Source organism: Vibrio sp. F13 (genome assembly GCF_020806305.2).
GTDB classification, from domain to species: domain Bacteria; phylum Pseudomonadota; class Gammaproteobacteria; order Enterobacterales; family Vibrionaceae; genus Vibrio; species Vibrio crassostreae_C.
The window spans coordinates 1,703,656-1,718,329 of the sequence record NZ_CP170176.1 but is presented as its reverse complement, the minus strand read 5'-3'; the positions used below and the strand labels follow the sequence as shown (position 1 = coordinate 1,718,329).

General features: G+C 45.6%; 14 protein-coding genes. 9 read left to right on the top strand and 5 right to left on the bottom strand.

The genetic code is table 11. From position 1 onward, the window contains the following. Window positions 1–127: 127 nt before the first annotated feature. The 6 genes from LMH68_RS22455 (at window position 128) to LMH68_RS22430 (ending at window position 6,739) form a co-directional block, all read left to right on the top strand. Window positions 128–2,257: a TonB-dependent receptor family protein gene (locus LMH68_RS22455; protein ID WP_102444282.1), complete on the top strand. Its 2,130-nt coding sequence runs from the start codon at window positions 128–130 to the stop codon at window positions 2,255–2,257. 87 nt (window positions 2,258–2,344) lie between these two features. Next, on the top strand, window positions 2,345–3,322 hold the full coding sequence (locus tag LMH68_RS22450) for a Fe(3+) dicitrate ABC transporter substrate-binding protein (protein ID WP_017064387.1): 978 nt from the start codon (window positions 2,345–2,347) through the stop codon (window positions 3,320–3,322). After that, complete coding sequence (locus tag LMH68_RS22445) at window positions 3,319–4,353, top strand: FecCD family ABC transporter permease (RefSeq protein ID WP_029235209.1); 1,035 nt, start codon at window positions 3,319–3,321, stop codon at window positions 4,351–4,353. Before LMH68_RS22450 ends, LMH68_RS22445 begins: the two co-directional genes overlap by 4 nt. Beyond that, window positions 4,353–5,324, top strand: coding sequence for a FecCD family ABC transporter permease (locus LMH68_RS22440; RefSeq protein WP_017064389.1), 972 nt, complete (start codon window positions 4,353–4,355; stop codon window positions 5,322–5,324). The genes LMH68_RS22445 and LMH68_RS22440 overlap by 1 nt, the downstream gene beginning before the upstream one ends. A 2-nt stretch (window positions 5,325–5,326) precedes the next feature. Then, window positions 5,327–6,091: a Fe(3+) dicitrate ABC transporter ATP-binding protein FecE gene (gene fecE / locus LMH68_RS22435; protein ID WP_029235210.1), complete on the top strand. Its 765-nt coding sequence runs from the start codon at window positions 5,327–5,329 to the stop codon at window positions 6,089–6,091. A gap of 228 nt (window positions 6,092–6,319) precedes the next feature. Next, window positions 6,320–6,739, top strand: coding sequence for a VOC family protein (locus LMH68_RS22430; RefSeq protein ID WP_108194567.1), 420 nt, complete (start codon window positions 6,320–6,322; stop codon window positions 6,737–6,739). Between the two features lie 156 nt (window positions 6,740–6,895). Here LMH68_RS22430 and LMH68_RS22425 read toward each other — a convergent pair whose 3' ends face one another. Beyond that, a complete protein-coding gene (locus tag LMH68_RS22425) occupies window positions 6,896–7,795 on the bottom strand; it encodes a DMT family transporter (RefSeq protein ID WP_081089960.1) in 900 nt (299 codons plus the stop codon). Between the two features lie 268 nt (window positions 7,796–8,063). Here LMH68_RS22425 and LMH68_RS22420 point away from each other — a divergent pair, with 268 nt between their 5' ends. Then, entirely contained in the window at window positions 8,064–9,464 is a 1,401-nt protein-coding gene (locus LMH68_RS22420; protein WP_229647343.1) for an alpha-amylase family protein, read from the top strand. 118 nt (window positions 9,465–9,582) lie between these two features. Here LMH68_RS22420 and LMH68_RS22415 read toward each other — a convergent pair whose 3' ends face one another. Then, complete coding sequence (locus LMH68_RS22415) at window positions 9,583–10,704, bottom strand: FAD-dependent oxidoreductase (RefSeq protein WP_229647342.1); 1,122 nt, start codon at window positions 10,702–10,704, stop codon at window positions 9,583–9,585. Window positions 10,705–10,837: 133 nt separating this feature from the next. Then, window positions 10,838–11,827 carry a LysR family transcriptional regulator gene (locus LMH68_RS22410; protein WP_229647341.1) on the bottom strand — a complete coding sequence of 330 codons (990 nt, stop codon included), beginning with the start codon at window positions 11,825–11,827 and terminating at the stop codon, window positions 10,838–10,840. Between the two features lie 100 nt (window positions 11,828–11,927). Between LMH68_RS22410 and LMH68_RS22405 the strand changes: the two genes are divergently transcribed. Beyond that, window positions 11,928–13,280 (top strand): MATE family efflux transporter, encoded by a 1,353-nt coding sequence (locus LMH68_RS22405; protein WP_229647340.1) that lies wholly within the window; start codon window positions 11,928–11,930, stop codon window positions 13,278–13,280. A gap of 171 nt (window positions 13,281–13,451) precedes the next feature. Here LMH68_RS22405 and LMH68_RS22400 read toward each other — a convergent pair whose 3' ends face one another. Next, window positions 13,452–13,889 (bottom strand): Spy/CpxP family protein refolding chaperone, encoded by a 438-nt coding sequence (locus tag LMH68_RS22400; protein WP_017087288.1) that lies wholly within the window; start codon window positions 13,887–13,889, stop codon window positions 13,452–13,454. 226 nt (window positions 13,890–14,115) lie between these two features. Between LMH68_RS22400 and LMH68_RS22395 the strand changes: the two genes are divergently transcribed. Next, window positions 14,116–14,361, top strand: coding sequence for a hypothetical protein (locus LMH68_RS22395; RefSeq protein ID WP_004731665.1), 246 nt, complete (start codon window positions 14,116–14,118; stop codon window positions 14,359–14,361). A 21-nt stretch (window positions 14,362–14,382) separates the two neighbouring features. Here the strand turns inward: LMH68_RS22395 and LMH68_RS22390 are convergent, their stop codons facing one another. Next, the gene (locus tag LMH68_RS22390) at window positions 14,383–14,586 is read right to left on the bottom strand and encodes a hypothetical protein (RefSeq protein WP_324295266.1); all 204 of its coding nucleotides are present in this window, start codon (window positions 14,584–14,586) and stop codon (window positions 14,383–14,385) included. Window positions 14,587–14,674 lie beyond the last annotated feature (88 nt).

The following is a 14,674-nucleotide window of genomic DNA, read 5'->3' as shown; positions in this document are numbered from 1 at the left end:
CGATTGATTTGTTCACTACGAGTGAGTGAACAGTTGGCTTCATTTTGAGGCCGTTTAGCCCATAGGATCAAAGCGCTGAATCGTAAACATGGCCTTTGATCCTAACTTGCCTATTTAGGAGATTTTCATGCCTTACCAGAATTTGGATGGTAAACCCTGTACTCAATCACATCAAAAGTTGCGTCTAAGTGCCCTTGCAATGGCCATCGCTTCAGTGACTTCCATGGGCGCATTTGCCGCGTCAGATCCACAAACGACGACCATGGAAACGGTTGTCGTGACGGGCAGCTTGATCGGTAATTCAGAACTTGAGGATGTGAAAGAGTATCCGGGAGCTCGTACTGTTCTGACTAATGAACAAATTAAAAAGACTGGCGCACTCTCGATTGACTCTGCCTTCCAAAGTGTACCGGGCATTAAGGTTCAAGACGAAACGGGCACCGGTGTTTTGCCTAACATCTCAGTGCGTGGTTTGAAAGCGAGTCGCAGTGGGCACGCTCAATTCCTCATGGATGGTGTTCCTCTGACACTGGCGCCGTATGGTCACACAGGACAATCAATTTTCCCTGCAACGCTGTCGATGCTTGATCGTATTGATATTGTGCGAGGCGGTGCGGCGGTTCAGTACGGACCAAACAACGTCGGTGGTGTGATCAACTTGGTGACCAAGCCTATTCCACATGAGTGGCAAACGGAAATCAGTAATCGCTTTACTGTATTCGAGGGTGGCGATACGCCGCTCAACGACTTTTACCTGCGAACGGGTGGTTGGTTAACCGATACGCTGGCACTTCAAGTCGAGGGGAACTTCTTAAAAGGTGAGAGCTTCCGTGAACACTCCGACACGGATGTAAAAAACTTCCAAGCGAAATTGCAATGGTTACTGAGCGATACTCAAGAGTTACAAGCTTTCGTTCAACGTTATGATGCCGACACCCAAATGCCGGGCGCTTTATCGCCAGATGATTACGAAAAAGATCGTACTCAGTCGAAGCGCCCATACGATGAATATCAAGGCACTTCAACGCGTTGGAGCCTGAAGTATTTACATGACTTGAATATTGCAGATAGCGCCGAATTAGAAATACTGACGTTTGGCCACCGTTCTGAGCGTTTCTTCCAATGGGGCTTTAACAGCGCTGGCGGTCACTGGGCGGACCCGGCATTACCATCAACCGATATTCGTACGTCACCACGTGAATTTGCTGTTTATGGTGTTGAACCTAAACTCGCGATGTACTTTGACGGAAATACCGTAACGCAAAATGTGATTGTTGGGGCACGCTACGTCAACGAAGATATCGATTACAAGCTGACTCAAACGCCAATTGCTGGTGGTGCTACAACAACCCCACGTGATTGGCACTTAGATACTGACGCTTTTGCTGGTTACATCAGCAATGAAATCGGCCTGTTCAATGACGTACTGAAAGTCACGCCGGGTATTCGTTACGAATCGATTGATATGACGTTTGATGATCTGGGTACAGCACAAAGCACAGACAACAAAGTGACGGAGTGGTTGCCGGGCTTAACTTTGGCATACCACCTGACAGAGCAATGGGTTGGTTACACTAATGCACAGAAATCTTTGCGTGCACCACAAATTGCTTACATTCGAGGCAAGGGTGAAGAGGGCAGTGAGCTAGCGTGGAACTACGAGTTGGGTGCTCGCTACAACCAAGATTCAACCAGCTTTAACATTGCACTTTACCGCATTGATTTTGAAGATCAGCTGCAATGGCAAAGTGCTACCCAAACTTTCGATAACATTGGTAAAACCCTTCACCAAGGTGTTGAGCTCTCTGGTCGTTATATTCCTCAAGCGATGCAAGCTTTGAGTTTGGGCGCTGGCTATAACTACTTAGATGCAACGTTAGAGGAAGAGGGTGCAAACAAAGGTAATCAACTCCCTTATACGTCTAAACACCAATTTAGCTGGGATGCGACTTACGCCTTTAGCAAGGTAGATACGACTTTGTCTGGTTACTACTTCAGCGAGTCTTACTCTGACAATGCGAATACAAGTGCCGAAGATGCAACGGGCGCGACAGGTAAAGTGCCTGCCTACATGGTCTGGAACTTTAACCTAGGTTCGGATTTGTACAAGGATGAAAACAGTAAGCTGCGAATGAACCTTGCGGTGAACAACTTGTTTGATGAGGACTATTACTTCCGCGGTATTGATACCAGCCCGGTTGGTCGTTATCCAGCACCAGGACGTTCTTACACTTTGGATCTGAATTATCAGTTCTAATACGTAATTTATTGAAAGTAATAACGAATAAAAGTCGCCAATACTCTTGGCGACTTTCACGGTTCTAGCGTTTAAGGAAAATTAAATATGGAAAACAACTCTCGCCTTTTGTTTTCGAATCAATTGATGCTGTCGAACGGACTGCTGTCACTCAATAAGCAGTTTTTATTCAGCAGGATAGCGATAACCTTAGCTTTGTTGGTTTTAAGCTTGTTTTCATTCTCCAGTTCAGCACAAACCAGGGTCATACAAGATGAGCAGGGTCAGTTTGAGATAGCGACTACTCCGCAACGTATTGTGGTGTTGGAGTTCTCATTTGTAGATGCGCTAGCTGCGGTGGGGGTTTCTCCTGTTGGTGTTGCTGATGACAATGATGCTTCGCGAGTGATTCCGGCGGTACGCGAATTGGTTCAACCATGGGAATCAGTTGGCATGCGTTCTCAGCCTAGCCTAGAAGCCATTGCGGTATTAAAGCCTGACCTGATCATTGCAGATGCAGAGCGTCATCGTACTGTCTATCAAGATCTACAACGCATCGCACCAACTCTGCTGCTCAAAAGCCGCGGCGAGACGTATCAAGAGAATTTGGAGTCTGCGCTCAAGATTGGCATCGCTCTCGACAAGCAATCGTCAATGGAACAACGAATTCAACAACATCAACACGCCATGGCTGAATTCAAAAGTCATTTCTCGCTCAAACAAACCGTCCAATTCGCTGTCGTGTCGGATAAAGGTATGTGGTTACATAGCCCTGCATCTTACGCAGGGGGCGTGCTGACCGCATTAGGTATTGCGAGCCCTATTGTGAAACCAACAGAGAAGGCATATTTACCAACCAGTTTTGAGTTGTTGTTGAAAACCAATCCGGATTGGTTGCTCCTTGGCGCTTACTCTCATCCTAATATTGTTGATGATTGGCAGAAAAATCCGTTATTCAATGTACTAACCTCTGCTAAAAATCAGCAAGTTGTAGAAGTGTCACCAGCACTTTGGTCATTGAATCGAGGCATGTTAGCGGCAGAACAAATGGCGAAAAATCTTGAGCAGATCTTGGACCCATCATGAGTACGATGTCGTTCTCTAAAAGTAAGCGATTCTGGCCAATACTGTCGTGGCGAGTCATATTATTTACGGCATTAGTGTCGTGTTTGGCACTGTCTGGTTACGCGGCCTCTATGACTGGGTGGTCTAATTTCTCTTTAACATTGAGTGACTTGATTCACTACTGGTTTGCGTTTGATGAAAGCAACATGACTCATCAAATATTGGCGACGCTAAGAGCGCCAAGAACTTGTGCTGGGCTATTGATTGGTGCGAGTTTGGCCGTCGCTGGGTTATTGATGCAAGGTTTGACGCGCAATCCACTCGCGTCTCCGTCGATTCTTGGCATTAACGCTGGCGCAGCCTGTTTTATGGCGTTAGCTGCAATAGGCATACCTGTGGTTAGTGATTTAAACCCAATCCTTAATGCGGTTCTTGGTGCATTGCTAAGCGGCGGTGCCGTTATGCTCCTCGGTGGTTTTTTCTCCGAACGTTCTCATCCGTTACGTTTGGTTCTCGCGGGTATCGCCATTACTGCGTTATTGCTCGGACTGACACGAGCGGCGCTGATTCTTGCTGACGACATGGCTTATAGCGTCTTGCATTGGCTTACTGGCTCACTGTCTAGTGTGGATGATGAGCAATGGCAACAGCTTTGGCCGCCTGTAGTGATTGGTTTGGTGTTGGCAATGAGTCTTGCCCGCAACCTCAACTTACTGGCACTTGGCGAAGAAGTTGCAGTGGGGTTGGGCAGCAACATCAGGTTTACTCGCCTCGTGAGTGGACTGACGATCGTGTTGCTTGCCGGAGCAAGCGTCGCTATCGCAGGGCCAATTGGCTTTGTTGGATTGTTAGTGCCTCATTTGGTTCGACCTATTGTTGGGCACAATTATCATTTACTGATTCCTATTTCAGCATTGGCAGGCGCAGCATTAGTGTCTTGGTCAGATGCACTGTCGCGAGCGATTGCTTTCCCGACTGAAACACCCGTTGGTGTTATTACTGCTTTGCTCGGAACACCTTGTTTTATTTTGATTGCGACGAGGAGATCTTAATGCACCATCACACTAAGATAATTTTGTTATCAGGGATTCTCATATTAGTGGCATCCGCAGGTTTGTTTGTCGGAGCAGCTTCGCTTTCTGTTTCTCAAGTCATCGAACATTTGGTCGCGTTTTCCAGCGACGACTTTGTTATCCATCAGTATCGGCTACCACGTATGTTGCTCGCGATAAGCGTGGGCGCAGGGTTAGGGCTTTCAGGGGTATTAGTGCAAGGCGTGATACGTAATCCGTTAGCATCGCCTGATCTTATGGGTATTAGCGCCGGGGCAGGCCTTGCTGCGACAGCGAGTTTAGTTTGGTTCCCCAATGCGCCAGTCAGTGTGCTTCCTGTTGTAGCTATGTTCGGTGGGGTATTGGCTGCAGGGCTGATTGCGGTATTGGCATGGTGGTCAAGGCCAACACCCGCCAAATTGGCGCTGATTGGTATTGCGGTGAGTGCGTTTCTGGCCAGTTGTATTGACTTCTTGCTGGTTACCAACCCGATCGAGATCAACACGGCTATGGTGTGGCTTACTGGCAGCCTTTGGGGACGAAACTGGCAGCAAGTCCCGTTTATTTGGAGCGTGCTGCTCTTGTTGTTACCCATGGCATTATGGTTGGCGTGGCGATTAGATGTGATGGGGCTTGGCGAGGAAAGTGCGACCACATTGGGCACTAATCCAAAACAGATTCAAGCTCTCGCGTTATTGGCCGCTGTATTGCTTGCCAGTGTTAGCGTTTCTGTTGCTGGAACGATCAGTTTTGTGGGTTTATTGGCACCTCACTTAGCACGCTTGTTGTTTGGGCATAATCATAAATTGTTAATCCCAGCATCTGCACTGGTGGGGGCAATTCTGGTTACCAGCGCTGATGGGTTGGCCAGAGGTCTACAACCACCTATTGAATTGCCAGCAGGCGTTCTCACGTCTGTGATTGGCGCGCCTTATTTCATCTTTCTTCTCTATCGTTATCGAGGTTGGTAACCATGCTTAAAACGCAGAATCTTTCCGTCGCGTACGGCAAACAAACGATCATACCGAACCTGTCGGTTTCTATCCCTAAGGGAAAAATCACCGCATTGATAGGACCTAACGGGTGCGGTAAATCTACCTTGTTAAAGACGTTAGTCAGAATTAACAAACCAGTGGCTGGAGAGGTGTTGTTTGAAGACAAGCCGCTATCAAGCTATGGCGATAAAGCGCTTGCTCGTTCGTTGTCACTTCTTCCGCAAATCTTGGTAAGCCCTGAGGGGATCACGGTAAGAAAGTTGGTCGAATATGGCCGTTCGCCTTATGTGTCTCATTGGGGGAGGCTAGGGCAGGACGATCAAAGGATTGTCGAACAAGCTATGCGTGATACAGGTGTGCTTGAGTTTGCTGATAAGCCTGTTGAGTCACTGTCTGGTGGCCAGCGTCAAAGAGCATGGATTGCGATGGTAATTGCACAAGATACGGACGTAGTGATGTTGGATGAACCGACCACATACCTTGATATGTCTCACCAGGTGGAATTAATGAACCTGATGCAACAGATGAATGCCAAAGGAAAAACGGTGGTTGTTGTGTTGCATGATCTTAACCAAGCCAGTCGTTACTGCGACCATCTAGTGGTTTTGGAAAAAGGGTGTTTAATAGCAGAAGGCTCGCCTGATGAGGTGATGACCGAAACTATGCTCAGTAACGTGTTTGATCTCAAAGCGAGCGTGTTTCGTGACCCTGTTTCAAATACACCAATGTGTGTCGCGATTTAGTTATCTGTTCTGAACAACGAGATCACCAAGGCACAAAGAACAGAACACAGGCAAGGAAGCCACATTAGATTAAGTCGTCTAAACTTAAGGTTTGTATGTAGTCAAAGTAGAACAGTTTGGGCTCTAAAGACGTTCTCGAAATAAATGCAAATTAGTGCTTTACCTCAACTTAACTTGAGGTATTAGGATATGCAACGTTGCTTACGAGAATACTTTAAGGAGAGAAGAATGATCCAACTTGAACATGTGAATTTAGTGGTAAAAGACATCCCAGAAATGCTGGTTTTCTATAAAGCGGCGTTCCCTCATTGGTATGTCCGTGACGAGGGAAAAGGGGAGTGGTCAGGTAAGCCACGTAACTGGCTGCATTTGGGTGACGAGTACCAATACATCGCAATAAGTGATCACGGTGAAGGTGAAAATAGAGATTTGGCAGGGCATTCTGTTGGTCTCGCACACTTCGCTTATGTGACCAATAATATCGAAAGCGTAACCAAGCGGCTTGTTGATGCAGGCTTCCCAATTGCCAAACCCGGTGCCGAAGAACCTTATCGTAAAAACGTCTACTTTGTGGATCCGGCCGGTTTTGAAATCGAGTTTGTTGAGTATTTGAGTGATGATCCTAAGTTACGAAATGCCACGAGTTAGTTACGTAATACGCCGCTTTGTTAAAGTTGGTTAGCTGAATGAAAACGCGCTAGAGCATTTATAGAAAAGGGCATTGTGGAATAATCCGCAATGCCCTTTTTAGATCTATTTAATCGCTGATTAGCTAAATGGTATTCAGCTCTGTTATTTGGCTATCTACTTAGCTCTAAACGGCACCAACAGTTGTTTGCCAAACACATTGATAAGAGCACCCGTCACAATAAGGCCACCACCTAGGTAGGTCCAAACTGATGGAATCTCATTGAACACCCAAACACCTAATAGTGCTGAGAATACGATCTGAACGTATGAGTAAGCTGAAGCTTTACCTGCTGCTTGGGTTTGCATTGCTTTGGTCAAACCATATTGGCCGATCTGAGTGAAAATACCGACCAGAACCAGCATCATGGTTAAGAAAAGGCTAGGCCATACAAAGTCGTTCCAGATCAGGGCGGTCGATATTGGCAGAGCGACCAGTGGGAAGTAGAAGATGATCACCGAGCTGTCTTCAGTTTGGCTAAGCTTTCTTACAATCACATAAGCAATTGAGCTACCAAACGCGCCACACAACGCCAGCATAATACTGAATAGCGGCAACTCGCTGCTCGCGCTGCTGTTCATGCTTGGCTGTACCATTACCGATAATCCCGCTAGGCAGAATACAATGCATATCATGGTCGACTTTTGGACGCGTTCTTTCAGGAACAGTACGCCAAGTAACGCGGTAAAGACAGGATGCACGTATTGCAGAATGGTTGCTTCTGCTAATGGCAAAGTGGTCACAGCGTAGTAAACACACATCAAGGCTGCGGTACCAACAGCGCCACGAACAAACAACAGAGGTTTGTTGTTGCCCCAAATAGAAATACGTTTGCGCTTCACATCGATATAACTGATGATCAACGACACCAAAGCCCTTGCTGCAACAATTTCAAATACAGGTATGCCGTAATTGCTAACGTATTTCACACAAGCTGACATCAGTGCGAATCCAAAAGCAGAAAGGATCATGAACCTAACCCCAACAGGGATCAGTGAAAAAGAGAAAGAAGGCATAAAAATATCAATTGGTTGAGGGGAAAAGGAATCATAACGTAGTTTAGAAGAGCCGACCAAAGTCTTTGTCCTGTTCTGGTCAACTTGATTCAATTAATTCTCATTTCAGTTCTGTTCGTTTTTATCTCACATAAGATCGGCGACAGCTCAGTTTTATAAAATCATCATCAACAGAAGGTGACGCTAATTCAACTCTGATTTATCCGTCGTTTTAATTGTCGTTCTTATTCATATCATTCTTGTGAATTTATAATGAGAGATATGTTCTATGAAACCAATCAATACCCTACTCATATCCGCACTTGCCGTTTGTTCTTTTAGCTCAGCTACTTATGCTGACACTATTTTGCATGCTTTCAATTGGAAGTATTCGGACGTAACGGCCAACGCCGATCAAATTGCACAAGCTGGCTATAAGAAGGTGCTTGTGGCACCTGCAATGAAGTCTAGCGGCAGCCAATGGTGGGCGCGTTACCAACCTCAAGACCTTCGTACCATTGATTCACCTCTCGGCAACAAACAAGATTTAGCTGCAATGATTGCCGCACTCAAAGGTGTGGGTGTTGATGTGTATGCCGATGTGGTGTTGAACCATATGGCGAATGAAAGCTGGAAGCGAAGTGACTTGGATTACCCAGGCACTGAAGTGCTAAACGATTATGCGAGCCGTTCAAGTTACTATGCTGATCAGACTCTGTTTGGCAGCTTAGCGCAAGGTTTTGTCTCGGCTAACGATTTCCATGCCGCAGGTTGTATTTCAGATTGGAACGATCCTGGTCACGTTCAGTACTGGCGTTTGTGTGGTGCCGATGGCGATGTAGGTTTACCTGACCTTGATCCAAACAACTGGGTGGTTTCACAGCAACGTTTATATCTGAAAGCGCTAAAAGATATGGGGATCAAAGGTTTCCGTATTGATGCGGTAAAACACATGAGCCAGTACCAAATCGATCAGGTATTCACGTCTGAAATTACTGCGAACATGCATGTGTTTGGCGAGGTGATTACCAGCGGTGGAGCAGGGAACAGCGGCTATGAGTCGTTCTTAGCGCCGTACCTGAATAATACTAATCACTCCGCGTACGATTTCCCGCTGTTTGCGTCGATTCGAACTGCATTCTCTATGGACGGTGGCTTGAACCAATTGCATGATCCAAAAGCGTACGGCCAAGCATTGGATGACAATCGCTCAATTACTTTTGCGATCACACATGATATTCCAACCAATGACGGTTTCCGTTACCAAATTATGGATCCACAAGACGAGCAGCTTGCTTACGCTTACATCCTTGGCAAAGATGGCGGTACGCCGTTGATCTACAGCGATGACCTACCGGATTCTGAAGACAAGGATAACGGTCGTTGGGGCAATGTTTGGAATAGTTCGAATATGAAGAATATGCTGAGCTTCCACAATGCGATGCAAGGTAAATCGATGACGATGATTTCGAGCGACCAATGTACTTTGTTGTTTAAGCGTGGCAAAGAAGGCGTTGTTGGTATTAACAAGTGTGGCGAAACCCGTGGCGTGACGGTTGATACCTACCAGCATGAATTTAATTGGAATGTTCAATACAAAGACGTATTAAGCAGCGCGACAGAAACCATTTCTTCTCGCTACCATACCTTCAATTTACCACCACGCAGTGCGCGTATGTTTAAGCTTTAATGTTTGCTCAACAAAGTGAAACATAATGGGTAGATAGCATAAGCCGCAGTATTTGCTGCGGCTTATTGTTGTGTAAACGAGTCGTTTAGCGATCGGCGCGTTTTTACGAGCCAAATGTTTAGAAAGGCGAACGACTATTGGCAATGGCGAGCTGTTGGTAAAGCTCCGCCACTTCGACTGGGTTGAACTCGTCTTTGTAAGTTAGCTCACTGAGTCGGTGTGTGATGTTTTGCAGTTCATGCGAACGTTGTTGAGCACGCTGCTGATAGCGTTTGAATGCTTGCTCTGTACCTTCAAAGTTAGAGGCAATGCTTTGTGCCAATACGTAAGCGTTCTCAATGCCCAAGCTGAAACCGATACCCATGGTCGGCAGCACTGCGCAACAAGAATCTCCCAGCAGAACAGCATTGCCGCGATACCAAGTATCAAATGGGGCAACATCGGTGAGTGGGGAAGGCAAGATCTTCGATTCAGGTGTATCTCGAATCATATCCAGTAAATAGCTCGGATAGTGAGAGAATTGCTCTAACACAGTTTGCTTAGAAAGCGTTTCACCTTCTTGAACGGCACACGCGGCAAACCAGTATTTACCTTGAGTTTCTCGATCGTAGGTGTAGGTTACGATTCGAGATTTATCACCCGCAAAAACATAACACTCATCATCGCTGATTTCTGATGCTTTGAAATCAATCTCACCACGGCAGCAATAAACGTTTGGTTGTCTTAGTGACACATCAGGCGCGACAAACTTTCTAACTTGAGAGAACACACCGTCGGCACCCACAATAATATCCGCATCAATGGGTTCGCCGTTGATCAGAATTTGCGGCTCATCGTCGTTTTGAACAACAGTGCAGGTTTGGTTAGTGATGATGCAGTCATCTCCTAGCTCATTTAATAGCAGTTGGTATAAACGGCCGCGGTGAAATAAACCAATTGGCGCGTTAGCTTTACTCGGAGAGTCACTCATATTAAGTGTGTTGATGGGCAACCCTGTCGCCGTTAATGTCGAGATGGTATCGACTTGATTACACGCAGCTTTGACTTTATCGACACCAACCAGTGCCGCAAGCACTTGCATGCCTTCTGGCCACATAATGATGCCAGTACCGTCAGCACGTGGTTGTGCTGCTTTTTCGTATATTCGAGCTTTAATACCAAATTTACGCAATGATAATGCAAGTGCCAAACCATTCAGCCCCGCACCAATAATTGCGACTTTTAGACGTTGTTGTTCCATGACTTTCTCCTAAAAATAAGATGCCAATATCTGTGTACTGGTTCATAGGGCGTAAGATAGGTCATTCGAATCGATAAATAAACGTTATAAATTATAAGGTTAATGCAGTTTTAAAAAATGAGGCATCAATCCCCTAATAATCTTGAATAACACCAAACCAATGGTTCTGATGGGATAGTGATTTAAGCAACTCGATCTCTTTTGCTGTCTCTTCCCTAAGCCATTCAATAAGGTCATTGATGATAGGCGTGTGAGTACGCTGGTGCATGAAGTAAGTCCACGCACTGTGTTGGATCTTTGCATTCTTAGGGCAGTACAAGAAGCCTCGTTGGAGATCTTGTTGTACTAACAATAAATCCGTGACCGTAACCCCTTCACCGGATAAACAGGCACTGAGTGCCATATCTAAAGACAAGAAACTGGTATTTCTGACGGGCTTCTTTGGTGGGAATTCAACATCGGCCAACCACACCTTCCAGTCGTGGTGATCTAAGGTTGGGTGGAGTCTTGGTAAGGTTAAGATCGAATCGAGGTCGGTGTCTTTATTCGTTAAGTTGGTCGAATTAGTTAAATTGGCAGAATTCGTTAAGCTAGTCGAGCAAACCGGCGCCATGAACTCTTCACGCAAGAAGGTGATGTCAGGTGCCTTGTCATAGCGCTTTTTGAAGCGCGTGTGGAAGATCAGTAGATCATACTCACTACTATTAATCGATTCGTCTTCCTCAATCACAGGAACTATGACGATCTCATGATCTTGATAACGCTCGTTTAATTCCCGCACTTTAGAGATCAATACTCGCGTCGCGAAACTCAAGGTCGCTTTGATCACAATACGCTTCTGCTTCGGCTCACTCCAAGAGGCGATAACAGTTTCGATATTGCCGTAGCTTTCACGCAAAGCCACATACAAATCATGACCTTGTACCGTTAATTCAATGGCTCGATGCTTACGAATAACCAGTGATGCGTTTAACTCATCTTCAAGCTGTTTGATTTGCCGACTGATCGCACTTTGTGTCACGTGCAGCTCTTCGGCAGCCAGAGTAAAGCTCATCAGCCTTGCGGCAGCTTCAAAGGCTTTTAAGCTATTATGTGAGGATGGCAAGCTAGGATATGGGGTCATAATTCGTTCGCATGAGTTTATGGAATGTTAGAGTCGCAAATTTATCAATTGAACGCCAGCCCCATCGATCGTATTTTGGGCGAAATTAACTGAGGCGCTCATGAAAAAAATACTCACTCTTGCATTCCCTTTGATCATTTCACAGCTGATCTCTATGGCGTTAGTCCTTACTGATGTTTGGATGATGTCGCGGATCAGTGTGTCAGCCCTTGCGGCTGGTGGCTTAGGCGCCTCTATCTACTTTTTTATCTTTATTATTGCGAGCAGCACCGTGGGTTGTGTCGCGAACCTGATCGCGATCGCTTATGGTCAGCGTGTAGCTCGTCCAGAGTTTGGTAACACGCAAATTAGATTGGCTGTGAAAGGCGCAACTATGTTGGCATTCGTGCTCAGTGTGACCTTAATGGCCAGCTTCTGGTTTGCTCCGTTGGTATTAGAAGCAGCCAAACAGCCGCCAGAAGTGATCACTTTAGCCATGGAATATGTACACGCCTTGAAATGGGTGATGTTGCCTTCGCTTATCTTATTGGTGCTTCGTGGCTTAACCAGCGCGTTTGGCAATGTGCGTTCTATTCTTGTGATGTCGATTATCACCGTAATTCTGAATGTGCCAGTCAGCTACTTCTTAACCTTCCAATTAGACATGGGCTTAACGGGTTTAGGGCTAGGTACGGCTATCGCGGCATTTATCGTGATGGTTGGATACACGGTTTGGGTATTCAAACGTGACGAATTCAAGCAGTTCGCCCCTTGGTTAAACACAGAAGAGTATTCAATCAAGTTGATGAGCCCGCTTTTAATGATGGGTTTACCTATCGGCTTGGCAGCATTACTTGAGCATGGCCTTATTTACGGCGGCACTTTGATGGCAGGGACGATCAGTATTGCTTCGTTAGCCTTACACCAAATTCTGCTGCAATGCTTGAGCTTTACTTGGAACTTCAATTTCGGTTTCTCACAAGCCGCGGCGATTTTGGTGGGGCGTGATTTCGGTGCGGGAAACTACGAAGGGATCAAAAGAACCTCGATTCTCAGCTTTATCTTGGTGTCGGTGTTGAGCGTTGCTTTGTCTGCCGTGTTCATCATATGGCCCGAAATGATCGCGTCTATCTTTAAGCTGGACGATGGCACGGGTGCGATGACTTCACTATTGGCTTCTGTTATCTGGGTAGTGGCGTTGTGCTTTATTGTTGATGCTTGGCAACTACTGGCGATTAACTTGTTGAGAGGGATGAAGATTGTCTCCATGCCAACCGTGATGACTGCTATCGGTTACTGGGTATTTGGCCTACCTGCCGCTTGGTATTTGATGCCAAAATTTGAATTGGCAGGGATCTGGGGTGGAATCGGCGTTGGTTTGGGCGTGACAGGTATTCTGCTGCTTATCCAATTGATGCGTGTCATTCAAAAGAACAACCAATCTCCAGGTTTGTCGAATCATGCTTATACGTGATTTGCTAATGGTGTACTGAACACAAAAAAGCCGCAGTCATCATAATGACTGCGGCTTTTTGTTGTCTATTCAGATTCTCCCTTTTCTGGGGGAGATGGGAAGAATCAATATCAAGATTAGGGGCAGCTATTTTCTACCAGACGATTTATTGCCAGACTATTTTCTACCAGACTATTTTCCACCAGAGAGCGCAGACTTCATCATGGTTTTGAACTGCTCCTTCTGCTCTTCAGTTAACACATTATAAATGTTGTTTTTAAGACGCATCTCTTGCATCACCATCGACTTCTCGGTTGCTTGAACGGTGTCGATGATCTTTTCCATCTCGGCTTCATTGAAATCAGGTTGAGTCACAAGGCTGATCTGTTTCTTCTTGAGTTCTATCGCGCTATCCATGTCAATCTGTGTTCTATCAGATTGGTAGCCTTCAACAAGGGAGATGACTTCCGCGTGTTGCTCTTCGCTTAGGTTTAAAGAAGCAATAACCATTTGCAGTGGGCTCACTGCTGGCTGTGGCGGTTGTTGTGGTGATGAAGCACTCACAAACGGAGCGGTAACGAGTAGAGCTGAAGCAGTTAATACACAAAGCGACTTTTTCAGTGATTTCATTGAATTTCTCCTGTTAGTGGAAACATGAGTATAGATGGCGAAGCTGAACTCGATATGAACACGCTGTTCAGTTAAGTGTGCTCAGCGATTTACGTTCACTTAAATTCGTTCAGATAAGTACCTTCAAGTAAGTAGAGAGTGGGTTAGACCTTGGTCTTACAGAAACTGAGCGTAAAGGTGACTAGAATGATTTGAGTTGCTCACCGTTTTATCAAGGAATACACAAATGGAAGTTGGATTGTTCTGGGCTGAAAAAGGAATGTTAGTGCTTGGCGCGCTGTTTGTTTTGACGAGCATGATGCAGTACGGAAGACGCAGTAGTGATTGGAAAGGCGTGATTACGATGTTTTATAAGCGTATCCCAATGAGTATCGCGGAATACAAATGGTATCGTTTAGGTATCGCTTTATTGGTGTTTGCTGTGGTCATTCGTTTCGCATTACTGATCCTATGGCCTTCATACCAGTTCTAGTTCTTCACACTACGTCTCTTATCATGGCTGAATAAAGCCGATAAATGAATGAGCAAACCGAGCCTTAATAAACTCACTTATTAAGGCTGCCATTTCATAAATTAGCTCTATTGCTCTCTCAAAAAGTGCTATTACTCTATAATGATGAACGGTTATTACCTTTGTAGCATATTGTTTTTCATGAAGAATAATGCCAGATAATAGCTCACCTGCTTGTTCCATCATTCTTACTAATAATCTACACATAAATTCATTCACCCCGTACCTGATACCATAATGTTCTGTTACACTCGACCGAATTAGCTTTAATTTG